Source organism: Mesobacillus maritimus (genome assembly GCF_044803185.1).
Taxonomy (GTDB): Bacteria; Bacillota; Bacilli; order Bacillales; family Cytobacillaceae; genus Mesobacillus_B; species Mesobacillus_B maritimus_B.
In genome coordinates this window covers 1909705-1933216 of the sequence record NZ_CP085225.1, presented here as the reverse complement: position 1 = coordinate 1933216, position 23512 = coordinate 1909705, and the positions used below count along the sequence as shown (strand labels likewise).

21 protein-coding genes are annotated in these 23512 nt (G+C 38.8%); 1 reads left to right on the top strand and 20 read right to left on the bottom strand.

Annotation, left to right across the window (positions count from 1 at the left end; translation table 11 throughout):
* Positions 1 to 85 precede the first annotated feature (85 nt).
* The 3 genes from LG336_RS09150 to LG336_RS09140 form a co-directional block, all read right to left on the bottom strand.
* On the bottom strand, positions 86 to 910 hold the full coding sequence (locus tag LG336_RS09150; RefSeq protein ID WP_404332269.1) for an aldo/keto reductase: 825 nt from the start codon (positions 908 to 910) through the stop codon (positions 86 to 88).
* A 301-nt stretch (positions 911 to 1211) separates the two neighbouring features.
* Positions 1212 to 2243: an NADH:flavin oxidoreductase/NADH oxidase gene (locus LG336_RS09145; RefSeq protein ID WP_404332268.1), complete on the bottom strand. Its 1032-nt coding sequence runs from the start codon at positions 2241 to 2243 to the stop codon at positions 1212 to 1214.
* A gap of 285 nt (positions 2244 to 2528) precedes the next feature.
* Positions 2529 to 2963 (bottom strand): MarR family winged helix-turn-helix transcriptional regulator, encoded by a 435-nt coding sequence (locus tag LG336_RS09140; RefSeq protein WP_404332267.1) that lies wholly within the window; start codon positions 2961 to 2963, stop codon positions 2529 to 2531.
* 775 nt (positions 2964 to 3738) lie between these two features.
* Here LG336_RS09140 and LG336_RS09135 point away from each other — a divergent pair.
* Positions 3739 to 5307, top strand: a complete 1569-nt coding sequence (locus LG336_RS09135; protein WP_404332266.1) for a BCCT family transporter — start codon at positions 3739 to 3741, stop codon at positions 5305 to 5307.
* A gap of 113 nt (positions 5308 to 5420) precedes the next feature.
* On the opposite strand, the gene LG336_RS09130 is transcribed toward LG336_RS09135, so the two are convergent.
* The 17 genes from LG336_RS09130 to ltrA form a co-directional block, all read right to left on the bottom strand.
* Positions 5421 to 6272, bottom strand: coding sequence for a MurR/RpiR family transcriptional regulator (locus tag LG336_RS09130; RefSeq protein ID WP_404332265.1), 852 nt, complete (start codon positions 6270 to 6272; stop codon positions 5421 to 5423).
* A 74-nt stretch (positions 6273 to 6346) separates the two neighbouring features.
* A complete protein-coding gene (locus LG336_RS09125; RefSeq protein ID WP_404332264.1) occupies positions 6347 to 7510 on the bottom strand; it encodes an MFS transporter in 1164 nt (387 codons plus the stop codon).
* 91 nt (positions 7511 to 7601) lie between these two features.
* On the bottom strand, positions 7602 to 8498 hold the full coding sequence (locus LG336_RS09120) for a prephenate dehydrogenase/arogenate dehydrogenase family protein (protein WP_404332263.1): 897 nt from the start codon (positions 8496 to 8498) through the stop codon (positions 7602 to 7604).
* A 17-nt stretch (positions 8499 to 8515) separates the two neighbouring features.
* On the bottom strand, positions 8516 to 9199 hold the full coding sequence (locus tag LG336_RS09115) for an RraA family protein (protein WP_404332262.1): 684 nt from the start codon (positions 9197 to 9199) through the stop codon (positions 8516 to 8518).
* A gap of 137 nt (positions 9200 to 9336) precedes the next feature.
* Entirely contained in the window at positions 9337 to 9777 is a 441-nt protein-coding gene (locus LG336_RS09110) for a hypothetical protein (RefSeq protein ID WP_404332261.1), read from the bottom strand.
* A gap of 74 nt (positions 9778 to 9851) precedes the next feature.
* Positions 9852 to 11351, bottom strand: coding sequence for a tripartite tricarboxylate transporter permease (locus LG336_RS09105; RefSeq protein ID WP_404333123.1), 1500 nt, complete (start codon positions 11349 to 11351; stop codon positions 9852 to 9854).
* Between the two features lie 23 nt (positions 11352 to 11374).
* Complete coding sequence (locus LG336_RS09100; protein ID WP_404332260.1) at positions 11375 to 11845, bottom strand: tripartite tricarboxylate transporter TctB family protein; 471 nt, start codon at positions 11843 to 11845, stop codon at positions 11375 to 11377.
* 71 nt (positions 11846 to 11916) lie between these two features.
* Positions 11917 to 12888, bottom strand: coding sequence for a tripartite tricarboxylate transporter substrate binding protein (locus tag LG336_RS09095; protein WP_404332259.1), 972 nt, complete (start codon positions 12886 to 12888; stop codon positions 11917 to 11919).
* A 336-nt stretch (positions 12889 to 13224) separates the two neighbouring features.
* Complete coding sequence (locus tag LG336_RS09090) at positions 13225 to 13488, bottom strand: hypothetical protein (protein ID WP_404332257.1); 264 nt, start codon at positions 13486 to 13488, stop codon at positions 13225 to 13227.
* 13 nt (positions 13489 to 13501) lie between these two features.
* Positions 13502 to 14854 (bottom strand): TRAP transporter large permease subunit, encoded by a 1353-nt coding sequence (locus LG336_RS09085; RefSeq protein WP_404332256.1) that lies wholly within the window; start codon positions 14852 to 14854, stop codon positions 13502 to 13504.
* Between the two features lie 314 nt (positions 14855 to 15168).
* Entirely contained in the window at positions 15169 to 15321 is a 153-nt protein-coding gene (locus tag LG336_RS09080) for a hypothetical protein (protein WP_404332255.1), read from the bottom strand.
* Between the two features lie 168 nt (positions 15322 to 15489).
* On the bottom strand, positions 15490 to 16416 hold the full coding sequence (locus tag LG336_RS09075) for an AEC family transporter (protein ID WP_404332254.1): 927 nt from the start codon (positions 16414 to 16416) through the stop codon (positions 15490 to 15492).
* A 310-nt stretch (positions 16417 to 16726) separates the two neighbouring features.
* Positions 16727 to 17530, bottom strand: coding sequence for a fumarylacetoacetate hydrolase family protein (locus tag LG336_RS09070; RefSeq protein ID WP_404332253.1), 804 nt, complete (start codon positions 17528 to 17530; stop codon positions 16727 to 16729).
* Positions 17531 to 17705: 175 nt separating this feature from the next.
* On the bottom strand, positions 17706 to 19046 hold the full coding sequence (locus tag LG336_RS09065; protein ID WP_404332252.1) for a CitMHS family transporter: 1341 nt from the start codon (positions 19044 to 19046) through the stop codon (positions 17706 to 17708).
* Between the two features lie 170 nt (positions 19047 to 19216).
* The gene (locus LG336_RS09060) at positions 19217 to 19942 is read right to left on the bottom strand and encodes a response regulator (RefSeq protein WP_404332251.1); all 726 of its coding nucleotides are present in this window, start codon (positions 19940 to 19942) and stop codon (positions 19217 to 19219) included.
* Positions 19939 to 21567: an ATP-binding protein gene (locus LG336_RS09055; protein WP_404332250.1), complete on the bottom strand. Its 1629-nt coding sequence runs from the start codon at positions 21565 to 21567 to the stop codon at positions 19939 to 19941. Before LG336_RS09055 ends, LG336_RS09060 begins: the two co-directional genes overlap by 4 nt.
* 258 nt (positions 21568 to 21825) lie before the next feature.
* On the bottom strand, positions 21826 to 23082 hold the full coding sequence (gene ltrA / locus LG336_RS09050; RefSeq protein WP_404333086.1) for a group II intron reverse transcriptase/maturase: 1257 nt from the start codon (positions 23080 to 23082) through the stop codon (positions 21826 to 21828).
* Positions 23083 to 23512 lie beyond the last annotated feature (430 nt).

Here is a 23512-nt window from a genome sequence, read left to right as displayed (position 1 = left end):
ATCATTGAAAAAACCCATTCCAATTGAAAGCTAGAATGGGTTAGAAGCAATAGTTTAAGAAAAATAGTGGTTCCTTGTGTTATTCTTATCGAACATTCATATCGTTTGGATGTGCACCTTTACGTCGATTACGATTAAGTTTATTTATCTCGTTCATTTCATTTGAAGTTAACTCGAAATCAAATACATTATAGTTTTCTTCAATTCTTGATGGTGTTACAGATTTCGGTATGACGATTGTGTTATTTTGTAAATGCCAGCGCAACACAATCTGAGCTGGCGTTCTGCTATGTACCGTAGCCATCTTTTGAATGACTTCGTCTTGCAACACCTCTCCTCCCTGGTCAAGCGGACTCCAAGCTTCTACAAAGATATTATGTTTTGAACAAAACTCTTTTACCTCGTTTTGAGCAAGGTATGGATGACACTCAATCTGATTCAATACTGGTACAACTTCACATTCCTTTATAAGTCGCTCTAAGTGTTCAATTTCAAAGTTACAAACCCCAATTGCTTTTACTCGGCCATCCTGATAAAGCTTTTCTAACGCTTTATAGGTTTCGATATACTGGTCAAATTGCGGAGTAGGCCAGTGAATCAAATATAAATCAACATAATCAAGACCTAATCTTTCCAAGCTCTCGTCAAATGCACGTAACGTGTTTTCAAACCCTTGATCACTATTCCAAACTTTTGTTGTAATAAATAACTCATCACGAGGAACAGATGATTCAGCAATAGCCTGTCCAACGCCCTTTTCATTTTTATAAATCATCGCCGTATCAATAGATCTGTAGCCAACTTCAATGGCAGTAGCAACTGCTTGTGCTGCTTGATCATCTGCAACCTGCCATACACCAAATCCAAGCTGTGGCATTTGTAAACCATTATTTAGCGTAACAAGATTCATCGTACATGTCTCCTTTTATCATTCGTTTTTTTCATAACACTCGAGTTAAAAATAATTTATATTATTTTGAAACTTGAACCCTTAAAGAAGATTTTCCTACTAATCCATAATAAGAAAAGAAAGCCATTAAGCTGCTAATACAATAATAACTGCCATTGGAATGGCTGAATATTCTCCGGCTAACCCTACGAGTGGGGCCGTTAATAACCCTAATAAGCGTTTCTTCCCTGCTAATTTATTCAACTATTTTTCGCCTTTCTATCTACAACCATTTTCCATTATGTTAAAAAACTGATTTATATTAGCTTTTCGGAAATCCTGGAGTATATTGTCTTGGTATTTCTATCTCTTTATGGAGAACCGCTGCTGCCTCTAGTGTCCAATATGGATTTCGTAACATTCCTCTTCCGATAGCAACCAGGTCCGCATCTTCATTTCCTATAACGGAGTTAGCTAATGTAGGTTCATCCAATCTTCCAACCGCAATGACAGGGATGTTAAGAGCTTGCTTGATCGCTCTTGCTAATGGCACTTGGTATGCTACATGTGTACCAGGTCTTCCTGCAGCAGCAATTTGCCCTTCTCCCCCCGCACTTATATGAAACATATCGACCCCAGCTTTTTGATATACCCTCGAGAATTCGATTGCTTGGTTGATGCCATATCCGCCCTCTACGTATTCTCTAGCGGATACTCGCATAATCAACGGCATATCCTCAGGCATTTCACTTTTTGCTGCCTGTATGACCTCTTTTCCAAATTTCGTTAATTCCCTTCCATACTCATCAGTCCTTTGATTGGTAAGCTGGGAATGAAATTGGTGTATCAAGTAACCATGTGCACCATGAAGCTCGATTACATCTACTCCAACTTGAACAGCACGTCTTACAGCCCTGCGGAATTTTTCTACCATTTCCTTTACTTCTTCTGTAGAGAGTGCTCTTGGTGTTGTAGAGTTTGCATCAAAAGGAATGGCAGACGGTGCAACCGGAACCTCAGCATCTTCTGCTTTACGCCCTGCATGGGCAATTTGGATACCCACTTTCGCTCCATATTGATGACAAGCATCCACAATGCGTTTCAATTGGGGGATTTGCTCGTCTGACCATAATCCTAAATCATAATCAGTGATACGGCCATCTGGATCGACATCGGTCATTTCAATAATAATTAAGCCTGCACCGCCAATGGCACGGCTAACATAATGCATATAGTGCCAATCAGTTGCAACTCCATCCTTATTTTCCACCGAATATTGACACATAGGCGGCATAACCACACGATTTTTTAATTTTAGCCTCTTTAGCTGATACGTAGTAAATAAATGATCCAATAGATCGAACTCCTTCTTATTTTTTTGTGCGAGTTGCCAACTCATAGTGGAAAAGCTCTCTATATAGGCGCAGAAAGTAAATCTCCAGTTTACACCTTCCTGCATAACAAGAGTTAGCGTCTGCTTTTTCGTCCAATATAATCGACCCTATTTTTGCTAGTACGGGCTCTTATATGTATGCGCATGCATACAAATTAACATATGACAAAACACTCCGTCAACCAAAATGAATTCTGCAAAAAAAGATGGAATAACATGCGGGGCTTATTAAGTCCTGCCAGTCCATCATGGTCTTAATTGATCAGTTAATCGCTGCAGCTCTCTGTGAATCATCTCTTGAGAGAAAGCCTTTTCAAGGGTTTCATGAAAGGTAACTGCTGCCTTTTTAAACTTTTCCACTCCCTCATCGGTTAAGGAAGTGTAGATGGCTCTTCGATCGTCTCCGCAAACAAATCGCTTTAATGTTCCACAGCCTTTTGCTTCAAATCGGCTGACCAGTCTTGACATAGCACTTTGACTTAGTCCCACCATGCTCTGTAATTGTTGTAACTTTAATTTTTTTTCCGGGGCTTCAGATAAAAATAAAAGCACGTAGAATTCGTTTAATGATAATTGATGATTTTCTTGAAGGATGATTTCAAGTTCGTTCGAAATTTTCATTTGAATATGGGTTAAAGATATCCAATTCGTTATCAATAGTTTATTTTGGTTTGATTCCATTCGTCCCACCTATTCTAGGCCCAAGTTATCTCTTCTAATGCTTCAGCTCGGCTCATTCATTGGTTTCCTATCTATAGTAACAAGGAAACATTTTAAGAGTCAAACGGGACCATGTTCACCTACGATTGAACATGAATCATGCAATGATTGTACATTTGTCCATTTAAGTGAGTTGAATCCAACTACCTTGAGAAGTGCTTTGGGGCATGGACATCTCGATAATTTTATGATCAATTAGAGCCGAAAGAGCACTTGCACCACCCTGTTCGACTAAAACATCAGATAACTCAACTCGTCCTTCGTAATCTTTTCCCCACCCACACTCGCGATTGTCTCTTGTTTTAAGAACCTAATCCAACAACCAGGGCTACTACCACAAGGATGATGGCCCAAATGGTAAGTTGAGTCTTTTTATTACTTAAATCATATTTTCCCTCCAAATTCGATAAATTCACAAGGATTCAAACTTAAAACTCCTAACCTCTCCCTTGCCATCTCACATCATAAGCTTCCTTTTACAGATCAAGTGGTTTGACTGAGCAATATTTTATCACTATAATATTAAACCTGTTTACTTTTCGGATAGTTGGGGTATTTAAAATTAAATGGATTAATAGAATGGTGGGTGAAATTATCTTAGACGACTATTATAGGTGTATACGGATTAGAAAAAGAGCAAGTGGTACTTCAGTTCCGTAACCTTTTCCTCAAGACATCAAGGATCATTAATGGAAGATCAAATAACGTCGTGCTTTGTTATACTGGGAGGAAAAGAATGAAAACAATAAAAAATTTGAAAACGGACTGGACTACATTTGCTGTTAGTGGAGGGTTTTTATTCCTCTTCGTGATTTTTTCACTCATTGACATGGATATGGTTGAAGGGTGGGTAACGAAATCCTTCAATTGGTCCGTAACCTTTTTTGGTGCTTATTGGCAATTATTATTACTAGGAAATTTTGTGATCGGAATAATATTAGCTTTTTCAAAATACGGAAATGTGAAGTTAGGAAAAATCGAGAAACCTGAGAATGGTTATTTCCGTTGGATTTCTATGATTTTATGCACACTGCTAGCTAGTGGTGGTGTATTTTGGGCTGCATCAGAACCCATCTATCATTTTGTTACCACTCCACCGTTGTTTGCGAACGATGGGATGACACCGCAAGAGGCCATCATACCGGCTTTATCCCAAAGCTTTGTACACTGGGGCTTTCTAGCTTGGGCATGTTTAGGTACTTTAACAACCATTGTCCTCATGTATGTACATTATCATAAAGGATATCCACTTAAACCTCGTGCCATTTTATATCCTATTTTCGGAGAAAAGATCTTTAAGAAAAGTATCATTGGTTCAAATGCAGATATCGTTTCAATTATTGCAGTTGCTGCCGGTACAATGGGGCCTATCGGATTTTTAGGCCTGCAAATTGGATATGGTCTTCATTTTTTATTTGATATTCCAAATACTTTGGCTACGAATAGTATCGTTGTTGGAGCACTAATTCTTATTGCTGCTATATCTGTAGCAAGTTGTGTTGACAAAGGGATTCAATTCTTAAGTCGTTTAAATGTTCTATTTGTTGTATTATTAACAGCAATCCTTCTTATTATCGGCCCAACACTGTTTTTAGTAGATTCTTTTATTAGTGCTGAAGCTTTTCAATTACAGTATTTTTTCGAAATGAATTTATATCGCGGGAATCAATCTTGGCTTGGGTATTGGACGGTATTTTTCTGGGGCTGGTTCCTGGGGTATGCTCCAATGATGGCTATTTTTATTAGTAAAATATCGCGCGGTCGCTCGATCAGAGAGCTGATTGTAGCCGTATCGATTATTGCTCCATTAGTTAGTAATTTCTGGTTTGCAGTTGTTGGTGGTACTGGATTATCTCATGAACTAAAAAATCCTGGTTCCATTTCAAGCCCATTAGGTGATGGCGGTATGCCAGCGACCGTAATGGCAATTACGGACCAACTACCAATGGGATTATGGATCGCGGTTGGGTTCTTAATCGTTAGTATTGTATTTGTATCGACTACAGTTGATTCCATTTCCTATACGGTGGCAGTAACCTTACAAGGTACAGATCATCCACAAAAATGGATGAGAGTCTTTTGGGTTGTTTTATTCGGTATATTATCCCTAGTGTTACTAGCAATTGGTGAAGGAAGTATACAGGCATTGCAAAACTTTATTGTTGTAACGGCCGTACCTGTATCTATATTGCTCCTTCCACCACTATGGAGTGCACCAAAAATTGCAAAGCAGCTGGCTAAAGAACAAAATATAATGCCTACTGTTGAATCTACACAAGAAGTGAAGGTAAAAGTAGTAGAATAAAAGAGAAGGGTATCAGGCACCTTCCAATTTGTACTGCACCCCAAAAGTTAGAGGTGAAATCTAACTTTCGGGGGTCACATCAATTATCTGGAAGGTGCCTGATACCCTTAATTTTAATTTAAATAGTGATAATTCATTCCTGTCAAAATTGAATTTACCTTATCTAAACGTTCCTTCGTTTTTTCTGGGGAATTGATCGCAAGTGCGCTAATTAGATAATCGGCGATAAACATGGCCGATACTGCAGAATTATGAAAAGCAATACTGCTAGAGTTACAAAGGAGAATTAAATCAGAATGCTTCACAAGCGGAGCGGAATAGCTATCGGTAATAGATAAAACATTCACTCCATTATCTTTCGCTACTTTAGCAAAGTCAATCACTCTTCTCCCGTAACGTGGAAAGCTAATAGGGATTAGTAAGTCATTTGAATCTATATTTACAACGCTATCGACCCAGTCACTAACATCTGCGACAACGAGCTGAGTGTTTCCAAATAGACGGTTCAATCCGTGCGTTAAATACTGCGCGACTGGCAACCCACTTCGAACACTTGTGCAAATGATTCGTTTCGCAGAAGTAATCATATCCAATGCATTTTCAAGTGTTTCTGGAGAATTCATATTTATTGTATCTTGTATACTGTTAATTTGGTTTTCGGCATAGCGACTCCACAAATCATTTCCACTTATCCCTTTTATGTTTGCTTCCAATCTTGTTTGCGGTGCGGCCTGATGGCGCAAATTTTCTTGAAGACCTTTTTGAAATTCTGTATACCCTGAATAACCGACACTGAATGTCAATCGCATGATGGTTGTTGTACTTGTTCCGACAATAGCAGCTAGTTGATCGACTGTTAAAAAAGCAACATCTAGCGGATGCTTTATTATGTAGTCTGCAACTTTGCGTTGTGTTTCCGTCAATTCCGATATGTTTTGTTGCAATTTCACTATTGGATTGTCCATATTATCTCCTCATATAGGCATGATTTTGTTGTAAATTTTACACCTTTTTTTCTAAGGTAATAATATCACCCTTTTTATTTTTTGTACAAAAGTGTATTCCATGGCTGAATGCCACCAACCAAAATAACTGCGCCACATAAATAGAACACACCCGACAGGCCAACAATCCCAGATACTGCACCTAATGATAAAGGTGCTACAACTTGCGTAACTTTATTAAACATGAGCCTTAGACCAAGACCTTCTGCTATCCGATCTTTGGGCAGAGCTGAAATGGTAACGAAAATGGACAAAGGCTGCCCTATCCCCGAACAAAAGCCAAGCACATAGCCGAGTACACAAAGCAATATCACATCATCAAAGAATGGATTTATAATATAGATCAATCCAGCAATGACAATTGAAATGATTATAATCATGTCTCGCTTATACCTTTGGACAATCCACGGCAATATACTACGAATTAAAATACCTGCAGCTGCATTTAATGAAATAATCACACCAATAACTGAAGTGGAAATCCCTTTATCTGCTGCTAGCAATGGAAAGAATGCTATATATGCATCTTTTACTAACAATACAAGCGAGCTAATTACTATCGCTGTTCGTAAATCCTGATCTTGTAACAGTCGAAAAGCGTTTTCTACTTTCTCTTGAGATTCAATTGAATTTAGTACTTTTCCCTTTATATTTTTAAATAAAAACGTTATTGGCAGGGCAATTAAAATAATAACTCCCAATACCAAAAAAGCATAAGAATAACTAATGGAATCCGTTATAAATCCGCTAATGACTGGTCCAGCAAAGCTTCCTGATGCCACCGCAATACTAAAAACGGCAATATAATATTCTCTAAGCTTATTTTTTGAAAAGTGCCCTGCATAGGCTTGAATTGAGAGGACAAATAGTAAATGAGCAAATCCTGCCAAAATTTGTGATAGGTAAATTCCGATAAAATCCCGTGAAACGGACAAGATTATCATGGAAATGCTTCCTAAGACAATACTAAATATGAGTGGTTTTTTTACACCTATGGAATCAATCACCGTCCCTGTTTTAATCGATAAAAATAAAGGCAATATGGAGAACAAGGCTATGATCACACCAATTTGGATATCCTCCGCCCCCAATTGTTTCGCATATAAGGGGATTAGTGGTCGACTCCCAGCAATACTAACGGTAAATAAACAGGTACTCATAAATACTAAATAATGGTCAAGCCTTTTTATAAAACTCAATTTTAGCCCCCCTCAAAAAGAAGAAAGGCAGACCTATATTGATTAGTCCGCCGAATGGTTCTATTCAATGGAAGCCTTTCTTCCCAAATGGTTACAAAATTTTATTTGCAACTATTTGCCCCTTACACGCTTCAATGACTTGGAGCCAGTGCTCTGGCTTTTTACCTTTAAACGTATCCCTTAAATTTTTTTCAGCAAGATTCTCAAGCTTCGTTTTCGCAGCCTGGGACATCACTGAATCAATGTTAGCTGATTGTAACATCTCAATCGTCCCTCCAAGTTCGATTGAACGCCTTAACGCATGAATGGATGTACCAGTCACAAGTCGATTCATCGTTTCATCAAATGTATGTGCATTCATCGTTTCACTTATTGAGTCGACAACAAGTGTATCAACATTAAATTCATGAGCGGCTTCTAGCAACTCAAGGTACAAAGCAGCAATTCCTTTCATGTGAATGCTGCGGATTAGTTTAACCGCTGTGGCTTCTCCAGGGGCTTCACTAACCTTTGTAAGATTCATTTCAAAGGGAGTCATTAATTCAATAAAAGTATCCGTTCCGTCACCACTTGCAAGAATAGGTACCTTATGTTTGTAAACAGGAAGTGGTCCCATCATCGCTGCATCGACAAATTTTCCACCCTGTTCATTCACATTTTCAGCTATTTTTTGTTTTATATCAGGACTAGATGCAGATACATCAATATACACGCAGCCATTTTGTAAATTCGACTTTAACTGCTTGCTCACATCAAGAGCTTTGTCAGCAGGTACAGCAACGATCACTGCATTTACGTCCTGTAAAACTTTCTCTGGTGAATCAACGAGGTCAACGCTTGCTTTTTCTGCACGACTCAAGACTAGGTCTTTGAACGGCTCTGTATTACAAAGTGGATCATATGCAGTAATTTTTTCTAATCCATGTTGTTTCAAACCTAAAGCTAACTCAAATGCTGCTTCTCCAAATCCGATAAATCCTAAATGCATCTTCTCTCCACCTCCGATTAAAACCCAAATTCCTTAATTTTATCTTCCAGCCAAGGAGGTGCGATGCTGACTCCATCGACATTGCCTTGGTTTCGTTTTTCCTCATAATTCGCAATGGTCTCTAAACGTTTTTCTTCATATTCAAGTTTCTTTTCTGCTTTTTGAAGAGCATCCTCAATCTTCTCTTTCGGGACAACAACGATACCATCTTCATCACCGACAACTAAATCACCCGGGTGAACAGCCACACCCGCACAGGAAATGACTGTATTTATTGCTCCTGGACCATTTTTGAATGGACCGTTTGGAATGAATCCTTTCGCGAAAATTGGCAGTCCAATTTTACCAAGCATTTCGTTATCACGGACAAGACCATCAATAACAATTCCTTCAAGTCCCATTGCTTTTGCTGCTCCTGCCATTAATTCACCAAGGTACGCATTTTCCAAATGCCCTTTTCCATCAGCTACAAGTACATACCCTGGTCCACCACAATAAATTCCCTGATGTAAAAAGAGGTTGTCGCCTGCTCTCATATCAACTGTTAGCGCCGTGCCGACAACTTTCATTCCTTCAGCAACTGGTTTCACTTTATAGTCCATTGAACCAGTGCAACCCATTGCATCTGAGATTAGTGTTGAATTTAACTTTTTTGCCCGTTCAATCACTTCTTCAGGTAAAAGTGGTGCTGTATAATTCAATTTAATACACTCCTTATTCATTAATAAGTTGATTGCCTTTTAAAACCATGTAAGCTTATGAGTTTCTTAGTTTACGAAATTAACTAAATAGTTAAATAGGTTAATTGTTAATGCTTTAAACACACAAACTCAAAAATTTAGAAGCTAGGTCTTGGTTTACTGAAAAGACCACCTTTTTTTACTCCTAAAAACTTTCTAAAATGGGGCTCTTTATAAGAAACAAATACATAATTCAAAGTCATTAAAATAAATAGTTTTATAACAATTGATTCATCTTCAGGTTGTTTAAATGACCTTTGATATTCTTTCTTAAATCCGATGTATTTCTCTTTTGCAGGCTTCTTCCAAATATTCACATCGTTTACTAACTCGTTCATTTTTTCGATTTCTTTTTTAACGAATTCTTCCTCCGCCTTCGAACAGTTTTTTAGAATGTTTTTAAACAATAAGCCATTTTCACCCTTCTTATTTTCAATTAATAAAAACTCAATAACGGATCGATACTCTTTATCATTTAAAAGGATTTGAAATTCCGCACTCGATAAATCATTCACATTCCTATGCTTTACCTCTAGCAATGAAACCCCTCCTTCATAAACTGAAAACATTTGGTCCTTTTCTTAAGAAGGAACTGTTTTTGCCTTTTAAAATTTTACCCATTTATGCTAGGTGACTCCTTCTTTTTGCCAATATAGCTTCTTATAAAAGGAGTGATGAACGTTATGGTTGCAATGATTAGAAAAATCGCACTAATTGGTCGTGTAAAGAATACACTTGCTTCATTTCCTGATTGCAACATGGCCTGCCTGAAACTTTGCTCCGCAAGTGGACCTAAAATCACTGCAAGCACGATTGGAGTAACAGGTACTTTAATGAGACGGAAGACATAGCCAATTAATCCGAATGCTAACGCAATCCAAATATCAAAGTAACTATTATGAATCGCATAAGAACCAATAAAGCTCAGAATTAAGATGATTGGGCCTAAAATGATGCCAGGCACTTTTAAGATCGCTGAGAAATATTTCGTACAAGCAAGCCCAATGATTAAAAATAACAAGTTGCTAACAATTAAACTCAGGAATAAAGAATAAACTACATCCCCATTTTCTTGGAACAACATTGGACCTGGTCTAAGACCATGAATGAGTAACCCTCCAATTAAGATGGCTGTTACCGTGTTACCAGGGATCCCCAGTGTCAATAGTGGAATCATTGCCCCACCCGTAACCGCATTATTAGAAGCTTCCGGTGCTACGATTCCGTCCATAATACCTGTGCCAAATTTTTCAGGATGTTTTGACCAACGCATCGCTTCGTTGTAGGCCATAAATGCCGCAGGATCTCCCCCAATTCCAGGAATAATCCCTATAAATGTTCCGATAATGGATGAACGGAACATATTCGGCATTAATCTTGTAAACTCTTTACCAGTTGGAAGGGTTCTTCCTGAAACGGACAAAACCTTGCTTTCCCCTTTTGAATTAACGGATTCTTTAATTAGCACAAACGCCTGTGAAACGGAAAACAGACCAATTAATAAAGGGACGAGAGAGATTCCACTAGCGAGGTGTGGATCTGAAAAGGTAAATCTTGGATAGCCATTAACCGGATCCATCCCGATTGTAGCGATTAAAATACCAAATGCCCCGGCAATCAACCCTTTAAAAGGATTAACCCCACTCAGGCTCGAAATGACCGAAATACCAAAAATAGCGACTGCAAAATATTCAGGTGCTCCAAAGCGCAAAGCTTGCTCTGCTAAAAATGGTGCGGTTGTGGAAAGAATAATGGCACTAATAATACCTCCAATTGCCGAAGCGATAGCAGATATCCCCAGTGCTTTCCCACTCTCTCCTTTTTGTGTCATCTTATACCCATCTAAGACTGTCGCAGCACCTGCTGGTGTACCAGGAGTGTTCAACAAAATAGCTGAGATTGAACCACCATAAACTGAAGAACAGTAGATAGCTGCAAGCAGGATAATGCCTGTAGCCGGATCCATCGTAAATGTAAACGGAATGATGATTGAAACAGCCATTGTCGAGCTCATGCCAGGCAAGCATCCCATAATGATTCCAAAAATTGTCCCTGCTAATATTAGCAATAAAGTTGACATCGAAAACACTGTTCCGACAGCAGTAAGCCACATATCCAAAATTGCTTCTCTCCTTCCTAGAAAAGGTTATCCAAAATTCCTTGAGGAATCGGAACATTTAATAAAAATTGAAAAATAACCGTTATAACAATTGTTGTAGAGATGGACAAAGCGATTAATCGTGTCGTATTACGATAATTAATCACCCAAAGCAGTACAAACACGTAAATCGGTGTCAATAGTAAAAAACCAATGAAATTCATCAATAATAAATAAGCGAACGTTATTATGATTGTATATAGGACACTACGATCTTTAACCGGCTTCACTTCTTTTTCTTCTTTTTCTTCTTTTTCTTCTTTTTCAACTTGTTCTCTGTTTGGTTTTATAACTGTGTCAACAATTAATCCAATGGAAAGAATGATTAAGAGGATAGCGAAAAATTGGGGCCATTTTGCCGCATCTTCAGATAGTGAATTGCTCATAAAATATAAAGCTAAAGCCAACAGGATCATTACACCTGAAAATAAACGATTAACCTTTGCCATTTCAAACCTCCTTGAAGTCTTAAAAAAATCAGTGGTAGCCCTCTGTGCGAGGGCTAGCATCACCTTTCCCCTTACATGTTTTCACTGAAACGTTTGTAAACATTATCGATAGATTCCTTAAATCCTTGACTATCTTTGTATATAGGATCCATGCCCTGGTTATCCATCTTTTCTTGGAATTCTGGATTATCAAACCCTGCCTTAAATGCATCTTGTAAATACTGAATGATTTCAGTATCCGTACCTTTTGGTGCAACAATACCACGCCATGATTCATCAGAGATTTCATATCCCTTTTCATAAGAAGTTGGGATATCAGGGTATTTAGTAGATTTATTTTCACTGAAAACGAGAATTGGCTTAATATTTCCTGCCTGAACCTGACCTTCTGATTCTCCAAAGCTGCTCATTGCTGCTGAATCATGTCCCCCGGCAACAGAAGCAATCCCTGGAGCAGCACCATCATAAGGAATGACCGTTGCATCAATTCCGGCTTCTTCTATAAGATCTTTAGCGGCAATCGTATCAGAGGCTTGTGCCCCAGATGTAGCAATGGTTACTTCTCCAGGATTTTCTTTTGCATATTCAATAAATGACTCAAAATCATCATAAGGTGCATCAGCGTTTATATATAAATAGGAAACATCGCTGACAACCTGTAAAATCGGGTCAAAGTCTTCATGAGTAAAAGCGGTTTCATTGAAAATCGGACTTGTCACAACCGATGTAGTTGCTAAAAGCAAGGTATATCCATCTGGGTCTGCTGTAGAAACATACTGTTGGCCAATTGTGCCTCCGCCACCCTCACGGTTTTCAATAACGATTGATTGACCCATTGGTTCCTCTGAATATTCTGCTAGAAGTCTAGCCGTTGTAGTAGCACTACCACCCGCTGCGAAAGGTACAATAATCTTTATTGGTTCTTCAGGAAAGTTTTCTGCAGCAGATTCACCTGCTGCACCATTTGAACCTCCGCCTCCACAGGCCCCCAAAAACAGTGACATTGCTGCAGTTACAATTGCTAAGGATTTAATTTTTTTCATTTCTCCCCCACCTTTTTAAATGTAGTAAAAATAACTTCTTTGTATGAAAAAGTAAAAATTCTTACTTTTTTAAATATTAACATGGACATTTCACCATGTAAACACTTTTTTTAAAACGCTTACATTTATTAAGGTGTATGGAAGCTTCCATTCGAATTATTTAAACATGGGACTGGGACAGTCACTTATCCCGACGATTTAACTAAAAAAGGAAGCCTATTTCGATAGACTTCCTCAACAGTGGTTCCGTATTAGATTCTGCTCATGCTACTTTCCCCTCAAAAAAGCAGACTTATCTAAAAAAAATAAGTCTGCCTAACTATTTATTACCAATTATTATTGAGCTTCACGGAATTCCTCTAACGAATACATGTCAACTTCCGTTGATTTATCCTTTGGAAGATATCCAAGGATAAATCCAAGTACGCCGGCTATTGCGCTAAAAATGAAGGTTGGGTAAGCGAAAATATCCCACGTATAAATAATGAGGTCTCCGTTCCCAAAAATCAAACCAGCCATTTGACCAAAGACGAGGCACGTTCCACCAAGTAAAAACACGACAAGACAAGCTTTAAATAGAAATGCTATTATATTTCTCATTTTAACCTCTCCTTTACATCGGTACCGGCAGAATGCCCATCGCAATTAAATAACCGATTAATAGAATTGGAATAACATAGTAAATGACTAATGGTATAAACGTCTTTTCAGCCCGAGCCCCGGCTAACGAAGCCGCAATAAAGATAGAACCAGATGCGGGAGGCGACGCACCTTCCGTCGAAGCAAACACGAGAATCGCAACTACTGCAAGCAATGGATCAACCCCCGCGGACACCATAGCAGCAAATGCAACCATGCCGATTGCTGTCAGTGTAGCTGTTGATGATAGCGGACCGGCCACAAGTGCTACAAGCAAAGCTATAATTAAGACCATCAACCATTTAGAAATCGCAATTGATTCCATCATTGTCGTTAAATCTTCGGGAAGACCAAGATCTGTTAAAACTTGGCTGGATGCGTAAGCAAATACAAGAAGTGCTCCAATTGTTGAAAAACGTGGAATCGCATTATTTAAAAACTTGGACCAATCAGATGTTGACTTCGGCAGCTTTGCCCATCCTACCATTAGGCTGATCAAAATAATGAGGATCGGGATCCATGTAATAAGCGAAATGCTATCAAGTGCTTCTTCTCCGATGTTCGGATTCACCGCAAAACTTTCTGCCAATGGACCAATGGTTGCAACAATCGGAATTAGTGCCCCGAGGAAGATCAGTGTGGATTTCCACCCCGTCCATAATGACTCCTTAAGTGGCTGAATAAATTCTGGTGAAATCGCTTTAATATTATCTCGTTTGACAAAGTACATAATCAAGAAAATGCGATAAATCACTTGATAAGTGCCGGCAATAAATAACGCAATGTATAAATCACCATCCGATACAACGGCTGCGACCGGCGCAAATCCAAGCATAATAAACATGGATGCACTAGGCGGAAGTGCTGCACCAAGACCTCCATTACCAGCAACAACCGTTGCAGATAATTCTCGACTAAAATTCGACTGAACCATCCATGGAGCTGTGATTGAACCTGTTGTAGCTGTATTCCCAGAATTTGATCCTGCAAGAGTTCCCATAACAGCTGATGCAAATGTTTCAACATACGCCGCACCACCAGGAAGTCTTCCAAATATAGAGTTTAGAATCTTTACAAGACTTGCAATAATTGCTGTATGATCGATAACATAGGCCATAAACACAAAAGCGACTGAAGCATACAATACATCATTCGTACCGGCAAAAACGAGCCCGTTCCACATTAAATCAAGTGCCTCTTTCCCTCCGAATAGTGTCGTCGCAATAAATCCAACCAGCATCGCTTCAGCAATATTTCGTTTTAATGCAAGGTTCCAAAAAACGATTATTCCAATAAAAACAAGCAATGCCCAAATCCCGACACCCATATGGTCACCTCTTTTCAATGATCTATATCTATATTCGTAGTATCCTGCATTTCAATGGTACCACCGAGTTCGATAGATTATCTAGAAGCAATTTATTCTTGCTGGTATCAGATGCATTATATTTTACCTTCAATCATTAATATTTTAATTTTTTAATGATTTTCCATAGATATTTTAGTATATTCCTTCATAATCTTATATCAATACTAACCTAATTATCCTGGTGGACAGGACGTCTTATTCCATAAATTGCTCAATTAATAAAGAAGGACGCATTTCTACAGAAATGCGCCCGTGCGTACTATATCAAGTCATTAGGATGTTACAAAAATATCATCATTAAAATAGATGACGTGTGAAAGAATTTTAGTACCTTTATAATTCTTAAATGATTCCCTTGCTTCTTTTTCTTCTTCGAATTCAAACATGGTAATGTCATTTTCCTCATAGGCGGTTAAAATCCACATAAAAAAACACACCCTCCATCTTCTTGAATTAATTTGTTTTTTAATAAATCATTGTACATCCCAATTGTAAAACATCGCATAGTACGATTAAATAAAACGGCAAATTAAAGCATTAAAGGTTTATTTTCCATTTTGTTTATAATGTTCACCAAATTTAATGACACAGCATTAAAATAAGATCTTGGATAAGTAAACAACAAAGGTAACGGTAATACTGCTGGCTATTGTGGAAACGATGACGGTTTGCGCAGCGTATTCAGGGTAATTATTATATTCCAATGCAAACAGTGCACTGTTTCGCGAAGACGGAAAGGAACTCGCAATCAATAATCCCTGGGCAAGTGTACCGTCCAATTTTAAAGCAAAAATAATCACTAAAGCTAACGCAGGAGAAAGGATTAACCGTCCGCTCAAACTAAGAACAAGCGGAAGAGATAATTTATGAAATTTTAAATAGGCGCTCTGTGCTCCAAGTGTAATTAACGCGACTGCGAGAAATGCGTCCGCCACACTGTTGATCGGATTCCACAAAAAGTCAGGAAGTTGGATTGACAAGGAGTGTAAAATCAATCCAAGCAATAAGGCATAAAGGATTGGGATCTTGAGGAATTCTTTCAAAATCCCCCGGAAGTCCGTGGTGTTCGCAGAAATAGAATTGATTAAACCATATGTATAGGTAAGGAGATTTTGGAATACCATCATGAGAATCTGAATGGACTGCCCAACCGGATTCCCTACGAATACAAGTTGGCTAACAGGAAGTCCAAAATTTCCGGAATTATTGAGTACCACACTGTTTTTGAAGGTAGAAGCTAGTCTTTTATCAAACTTAAAAATTCTTGCAAGACCCTCCGTCAAAAAAATTAAACTGATACTCTGACAGGCCCAAAAGAAAATGATAGACAAGAGCATTTCAGCACTAATCCGACTTTCATAGATATTGACAAAACCAATGACTGGAAGCAGCAAATAGGTGGTTAATTTAGACAGTGTATTCAAATCAAACTTGAATTTCCTATGTAAGAAAGCTCCTGCACCAATAAGTATAAAGACTGGCGTAATGATATTTAGGATAATGGACCCAATCAGTTGCATACTTGTACCCCCTTTCTCTTTCTTCCATTTAAAATAGAAACTAGTAAGACATAATTAAGAGGAAAAGCTGTTTTTAATAAACTAACATATTACTATAATAAAATCATAATATACCTTAGCTTCAGATGAGCCAAGATAGAAACAGGTTCTGAATGAGTCATTAATAGTGGTATGACTGCGATGTAATAGATATAAAAGATAAAGCAAAAACGAACTTTAGTGAATGCTAAAGTTCGTTTTTTGAAAAAACTAGGAGTCGAAGTACAGTTAAATACACCGACCCATACACTGGAACAACTTTCTTCGTCTCCTATTTTACATAATTACACAGCTTCCCGATCTTCTCGACCTCCACCGTTACGACGTCCCCTGATTTCATGGGACAACTGCCGGAAGGTGAACCAGTAGCCAAGACATCCCCCGGCTCCAATGTCATAATCTGTGACACCCAACTGATAAGATAAGGAATCGAAAGGGACATCTGATTCGTATTGCCATCTTGAACAACTTTATCGTTCAAAGTGGTCACGATTCTTAAATTCGTTGGATCTAAACCTGTCACGATCCAAGGCCCCAACGGTCCAAATGTGTCAAAACCCTTGCCCCGCGTAAATTGGGGATCCGTTTTTGTTAGATCCCTTGCCGTCACATCATTGAAAATGGTACAGCCAAACACATAATCCAAGGCATCTTCTTCTTTTATATTTTTCCCGCGTTTCCCAATAATGAGAGCCACTTCCCCCTCCAATTCAACCTGCTTCGTTAAATGATCCGGGGGCAGGATGATTTCCCCCTCGTTTGGAATCAAACTAGTTGTCGGTTTTAAAAACAAAAACGGTTCCTTCAAATTGGCTTCCCCGCCCGTCTCTTTTGCGTGTTCGGCATAGGTCCAGCCAAAATTAACCACCTTTTGAGGCTTTACAGGGGGCATGACCTTGACATCTTCCATGTTCACTCTTACCCCATCAAATTCTAATTGATGGTTGATCACATCATTGAAGCTGCTGTTTAATTGAAAGATTTGACCATCTTGAACCACCCCGTAGTACTCTTTGCCACGTTGATTCTGATAACGAACAATCGTTTTCGTTTTTTGCAATATTTTCATTGACATCCCTTACCATCTCCGTATTCATGCTCTTCTCACAGCATGTATATTTCTAGTTGTTCCCACACCAATCCAAACCAATCCATAATCGTGAAGCACTTAGGGACATACCATATCAGGTGAGTCCAACTAACTCTTCCTCGTTTTCAAGCTTATACAAAAAACAACCACTTCAAGGATGTTACACACCTATAATCCCGATTAATACAGCAATGCCGATTAAAACAAGACTTATCCCCCACAACCAAAATAGAGAGTAGCGGATGTGACGCCCCATTTCCAAACCAGATAAACCTAGAGCTAGCCATACTGCTGGCGCCAATGGACTAACAAATTTACCTACAATATTCCCAATCACCATGGCATAAGCTGTCGACGTAGAATCCACCCCAAATCCGGCAGCTATTTGTTCGACGACAGGCAATAAGGCAAAGTAATAAGCATCTGTACTTAATAATAAGTCAAATGGAACCCCTAAGAAACCAACAATTAAATGCAAATACGGGGCAATCGTTCCCGGAAGGACTCCTACAATATCATTTGCGATTGCTGTTAACATTCCTGTCCCATCAAGGATTCCTAAAAAAAGACCCGCCGCTAGAATAATCGATGCCATTGTTAAGGCATTCGGTGCATGTTCGCGAATTCTCGCCATCTGCTCTTTCACATTCGGATAGTTGATTGGAAGTGCAATACTCACTCCAATCATAAACGCTAAGCCTGCAGGAATAATACCAGTCATAAGCACCCCAATGACCGCTAAAGCAATAAGCGCATTGATCCATAGCAATTTTGGACGAGCTAAGCTGTTTTTCTTTGCCTCTTGTTCTGTATCGCTCTCTTCATCTTCTTCGTACGCCAACTCAACTGCAGCTGCGACTTCTAAGGAACCACCATACATTCTTTCAATTCGACGTTTTTCACGAACTCCAAGGAAAACAGCTAGAAGCAACATGATGACCATCCCGATAATTTGAATCGGAATCAGGGGTTGCCATAATTCGGTTACATCCATTCCAAGAACAGATGCTGTCCGCCCCAAAGGCCCAGCCCATGGAAGCATGTTAATCATCCCCGCACTTCCAGCAATAAGGAGCAGCAGTAAATACGGATTCATTTTCAAACGATTATATAATGGAAGAAGGGCGGGAATGGTAATTAAAAAGGTTGACGCACCCGATCCATCTAATTGAGCAACTGCCGCTATAATAACAGTAACAATACAAACCGTAATCACATTCCCTTTTGTAAGGGCTACCATTTTATTGATCATTGGATCAAAAAGTCCTACATCTTGCATGATTCCAAAGAAAAGAATCGCAAAAATAAACATAATGGCGATGGAAATAACAGAAGCGATTCCCTCTTCAAAAAAGACACCAATTTCCGCAAATGCAAAGCCCGCTAACAGTGCTCCAATAATCGGTGGTAAAACCATGGCAACAATCGGCGTCACTTTTCCGCTAATAAGCAATACAACAATAACCAATATAATCATAAAACCAATTAAACTTAAACTCATAACGTGTCCCCTTCCTACGTGATGTATTTTCTCTACTAACTAGTCTGATAGGTGCTAGCGCTTACTAGGAGAGTACGAGAAATATATCTAATTTTTAGATTAATAAAAAAATAACACATAGGAAGGGATGGGGAAATAATGACTACATAAGTAAAATAATTCGCATATTATTAATTTTGTTCATAAGTTTCACGAAGGACATATTTTCGTTCCGGCCTTCCGACACTTCCATAGATTAATTTTGTTTCAATTTTATTGGTGAGCACCAAATATTCCAAATACCTGCGAGCTGTGGATCGGCTTGCACCAATTTGGATACTAAGCTCTACTGCGGTAATTTCCTCGACTTTCTTTTCTTCAAATAAACGAGTAATCTCATTTAACGTAATCGGGTCAATCCCTTTTGGATGATGAGTGTTTGTTGTAGAATCAGAAATCGAACGTAAGGACTCCTTATTTCCCTTAATAAAATCAATTTCCTCCTGGCTTAATTCTTTGTTGGCATCCAAATGCTGTCGGAATTCCTGATATCTCTTTAATGTGTGTTCAAACCGCACATGGTCAAATGGTTTTACAATATAGTCAAAAACCCCACCGCGTAACGCTTCTTGGATGATGGCTACTTCCTTGGCAGCGGTTACGGCAATGATATCGATTTGATGATAGGCATTCCGAATCTGCCAAAGGAGGTCCAATCCCTCAACATCAGGTATGTAAACATCCAATAAAATGATATCTGGAATAGATTTGGTCCCTTTAAGGAAAGTTAGTGCCTCTTTCCCACTGTTAACCACATGTTGGACAGTAAATCCTTCTACCTTTTCAACATATTGCCGATTCACTTCAGCAACCCTAAAATCATCCTCTATAATCAGTACAGAAAATTTTTCAGTCATGTTAATCCCCTTATGTCTTTTGGTATGCTTATGATGAAACAAGCTCCTCCCAAGTCTCCTTCTTCCAAATAAATTTCTCCACCAATATCTTGCAGCACTTGCCTTGATAACGCTAATCCCGTACCGCGGTGCTGCCCTTTTTTTGTAGAAAAACCTTGTTCGAATAGGTGCGGATAGTCCTGATCTTTTATTCCATTGCCCGAATCCTCTATCTCAAAGATGACATCATCACCCAAATCAGAAAAGAAAATAGAAACCTCCCTTTTCCTGTCTTTATATTCTCTGACTTCATCCAATGCATTTTCAATAACATTGCCTAAGGCTGTTAAAATCGCGTCCTTTTGGTTCACATTTAACGGAAAATTAAGATGGCTATCCTGGTGAATCGATAAGGATATACCCAACTCTTGTGCTTGATTAAATTTCCCCTGTATTAAAGCCTGGATTAAGGGTTCGGATACTTTTTCTGTTAAAAATTTTAACCGCTTACTTTGAAGGTTATTTTCTTTTTTTATAAACTCAATCGCCTCTGGCAACCGATTATGAATCAATAATCCGAGGATGATATGGAGCTTATTTGAATGTTCATGCGTCAGGGCTCGTTGGGCGTTCGCATATTGCTTGATTCGAGACAATTCCTCTGTCATCATCTGTAGTTCGCTTTTTTTACGAAAAGTAAAAACAGCTCCAGTGATTGAATCATCACTATATAATGGTGTTTGGTTAACAAGGACAATATTTTCGCCTAGGACCATTTCCCTGTCATTAAACTTCTCTCCAAAAGAATGAAAACCCGGTATGACCTCTTGTATCGATGTACCAAGATAATCTTTTTGTCCTTCATTGCTAATTATTTGTTTTGCAGCTGAATTGGTGGCTTGGATGATTCCTCTGTTATCAATTGCGATAATCCCTTCATGTGTGGATTGTAAAATCGCCTCGTTTTGTAAATACAAATAGGAAATTTCTTCTGGTTCTAAATGAAACAAAACCCTTTTAATATAAGAGGAAATCACAACGGCTCCAATCATCCCAATTAGTAACACAATCCCAAGTGTATACCAAATGGATTTGCTTTGATCTGTAATAATGTTCTGGACATTATCATTCAAATATCCAACGGAAACGACACCAACGATTTCCCCATCTAAGTAGATTGGCACCTTCCCCCGAATGGATAAACCAAGTGTACCGCTCTTTTTTGAAACATATGATTGTCCAAAGACCAGAGCTCGATCATTATCTCCCCCCACCATTTTTTCTCCAATCCGGCTGGGATTTGGATGAGAGTATCTGATTCCTTGACGATCCCCAACAACAATAAATTCAGCTCCGGTTTTTTCTTTAATGGGTGTCACAATGCCCTGGATAACCGAGGAGGGATCTTCCAATTGAAAAGCTTTCTTGATTTCGGGCATATTGGATATACTATGGGCCAAATTCAACGCCCGTTTCCCTACCTGGTCTTCAATGATATTGGAAATGAACTGATTGAGGAATATGACGAAAATGGAGAAAACCCCAATAATTAACAAGGTCATCAGCGCAATCATTTTTAGCCTTAAATTAAATTTCACTTTTGGATACAATCCTCGTTTTTTATGATTTCGCAAAGTATTTTCCATACTGTTTTCTCACCTGACCTGGTAGTTAATTGAATAGTGATGGATTGATGATAGGTTCACAGTCGTTATTTTAGCTAGAAAGGGAGTTTCCCCTTGTCTGATTATAGTATTCTTCTATATTGTTGGCTACATAATAAAAATCATTTACAGCTTTGTAATAGGGAATAGTAGACTCGATGACGTAATCGAGTAGGAGGGGGTGACTAACCCCCGACCTCTCACACCACCGTACGTACCGTTCGGTATACGGCGGTTCACTTAGGTATGACGTAAGTAATTGTATCTATTTACTAGACTTTTCAGCTTATGTTTTCGCCAAAATTCTAAATTAAGCGTTGTGTTTAAAATAGGACTATTAGAAATGCGCCAGTATTTCTTACGTGAATTTCCCCATTCAAAGGCTTTTTCTTTTGGAACTCCTAAAGAAATGAGCCTTTTTACTTTGGTTTTAGGTAGTTTCCATTGTTTCCACAGGCACATCCGAAGTCTTCTTCGAATTGTTTCATCTAGTTGTTTAAAGGGAGTTGGCGTATCGGCCAACGCAAAATATCCGCACCAACCTACAAGGTATTCATTTAATTTCTCAATGCGTAATTCTATTGAGATGGATTTCGACCTTGATGTCAGTTCTTTTATTTTATTTTTAGCTCTCTTTATACTCTCTTTTGCGATACGGATTTTAGGATTCCGGTGTGATGTGAAGCTAAATCCAAGAAACTTTCGTTTCCACGGTCGTTCTACTGCACTTTTCCCCTCATTCACTTTTAGCTTGAGTTTCTTCTCAATGAAGGCAGTTATAGAGCTTTTAACACGTAAACCTGCTTTCTTGGTTTTAACGTAGATATTACAGTCATCTGCGTAACGGACAAATTTATGTCCCCTTCTCTCTAGTTCCTTGTCGAGTTCATCTAGCATAATATTGGACAATAGTGGACTAAGTGGTCCACCTTGAGGAACTCCTTCTTCACTGATAATCTCCACTCCGTTTATCATAATTCCCGATTCTAAGTATTTTCTAATTAACTTTAGAAGCGTCTTATCTTTAACTCTTTTCGCCAAGAGTCCCATAAGCATATCGTGATTTACTTTGTCGAAGAACTTTTCTAAATCCATATCTATTACCCATCTATAGCCCTCTTCTATATATGTCCTTGCTTTCCTAACAGCGTCATGTGCTCTTCTTCTAGGTCTGAACCCGTAGCTATTTTCGGAAAAGGATGGGTCATAGATTGGGGTTAATATTTGGGCTATCGCTTGTTGAATCAAACGATCTGTCACGGTAGGAATTCCTAATAAACGTATGCCGCCATTCGGTTTCGGGATTTCGACACGTCTGACTGGCATAGGCTCATAAGTTCCAGTCTCTATTGAATTTCGGATTTCTTGCCAGTTTTGTAGAAGATGCGCTCGTAGGGATTTTACAGGCATTTCATCTACACCGTGGCTACCCTTATTCTTTTCGACTCGTTTTAATGCCGAAAGTAGATTTTCCCGCGACAGTAGTCGTTCCATCATTCCGATACAATCCTTTCTCGTGAATATACGTTCTGATTGTGCCACTGCTTATTCCACCCTCTTAAAGTCCCCAGTGGAATTCACCACGTCCTCCTTCAAGTAAGTCCATTAATGGATTGTCTGTATCATCATAACCAGTGAACGCCTAGTGTATATTCTTCCTAAATGTTCAGTCCTTCCTTAACTATCTATAGCTAGTCAAGTACTATGACCTCTGCTGACTTCTGACTGCTCAGCTACTCTTCTCAGAGTAGTTTACCGAGTGTGCTCGGCTTTCCAGCCAGACCTCCCCAGGTAAGAGTACAGTCTTTCCCTCCATCTATCTGCTCCATTTACTCTGTATCACCTTCGGCAGAAAGGACTTTGTTTTGTTTAGCAAACTCATCCAATGATACCTAGCCTTATATGAAGTTCGTGTTCCTCAGACCGG

Excerpts from the sequence above, each read along its gene's own strand:
- LG336_RS09150 (WP_404332269.1), bottom strand. The coding sequence starts at position 910 with ATGAATCTTGTTACGCTAAATAATGGTTTACAAATGCCACAGCTTGGA.
- LG336_RS09140 (WP_404332267.1), bottom strand. The coding sequence starts at position 2,963 with ATGGAATCAAACCAAAATAAACTATTGATAACGAATTGGATATCTTTA.
- LG336_RS09135 (WP_404332266.1), top strand. The coding sequence starts at position 3,739 with ATGAAAACAATAAAAAATTTGAAAACGGACTGGACTACATTTGCTGTT.
- LG336_RS09130 (WP_404332265.1), bottom strand. The coding sequence starts at position 6,272 with ATGGACAATCCAATAGTGAAATTGCAACAAAACATATCGGAATTGACG.
- LG336_RS09120 (WP_404332263.1), bottom strand. The coding sequence starts at position 8,498 with ATGCATTTAGGATTTATCGGATTTGGAGAAGCAGCATTTGAGTTAGCT.
- LG336_RS09105 (WP_404333123.1), bottom strand. The coding sequence starts at position 11,351 with ATGTGGCTTACTGCTGTCGGAACAGTGTTTTCGATGTCAACTTTATTG.
- LG336_RS09100 (WP_404332260.1), bottom strand. The coding sequence starts at position 11,845 with ATGGCAAAGGTTAATCGTTTATTTTCAGGTGTAATGATCCTGTTGGCT.
- LG336_RS09095 (WP_404332259.1), bottom strand. The coding sequence starts at position 12,888 with ATGAAAAAAATTAAATCCTTAGCAATTGTAACTGCAGCAATGTCACTG.
- LG336_RS09090 (WP_404332257.1), bottom strand. The coding sequence starts at position 13,488 with ATGAGAAATATAATAGCATTTCTATTTAAAGCTTGTCTTGTCGTGTTT.
- LG336_RS09085 (WP_404332256.1), bottom strand. The coding sequence starts at position 14,854 with ATGGGTGTCGGGATTTGGGCATTGCTTGTTTTTATTGGAATAATCGTT.
- LG336_RS09080 (WP_404332255.1), bottom strand. The coding sequence starts at position 15,321 with ATGTGGATTTTAACCGCCTATGAGGAAAATGACATTACCATGTTTGAA.
- LG336_RS09075 (WP_404332254.1), bottom strand. The coding sequence starts at position 16,416 with ATGCAACTGATTGGGTCCATTATCCTAAATATCATTACGCCAGTCTTT.
- LG336_RS09070 (WP_404332253.1), bottom strand. The coding sequence starts at position 17,530 with ATGTCAATGAAAATATTGCAAAAAACGAAAACGATTGTTCGTTATCAG.
- LG336_RS09065 (WP_404332252.1), bottom strand. The coding sequence starts at position 19,046 with ATGAGTTTAAGTTTAATTGGTTTTATGATTATATTGGTTATTGTTGTA.
- LG336_RS09060 (WP_404332251.1), bottom strand. The coding sequence starts at position 19,942 with ATGACTGAAAAATTTTCTGTACTGATTATAGAGGATGATTTTAGGGTT.
- LG336_RS09055 (WP_404332250.1), bottom strand. The coding sequence starts at position 21,567 with ATGGAAAATACTTTGCGAAATCATAAAAAACGAGGATTGTATCCAAAA.
- ltrA (WP_404333086.1), bottom strand. The coding sequence starts at position 23,082 with ATGATGGAACGACTACTGTCGCGGGAAAATCTACTTTCGGCATTAAAA.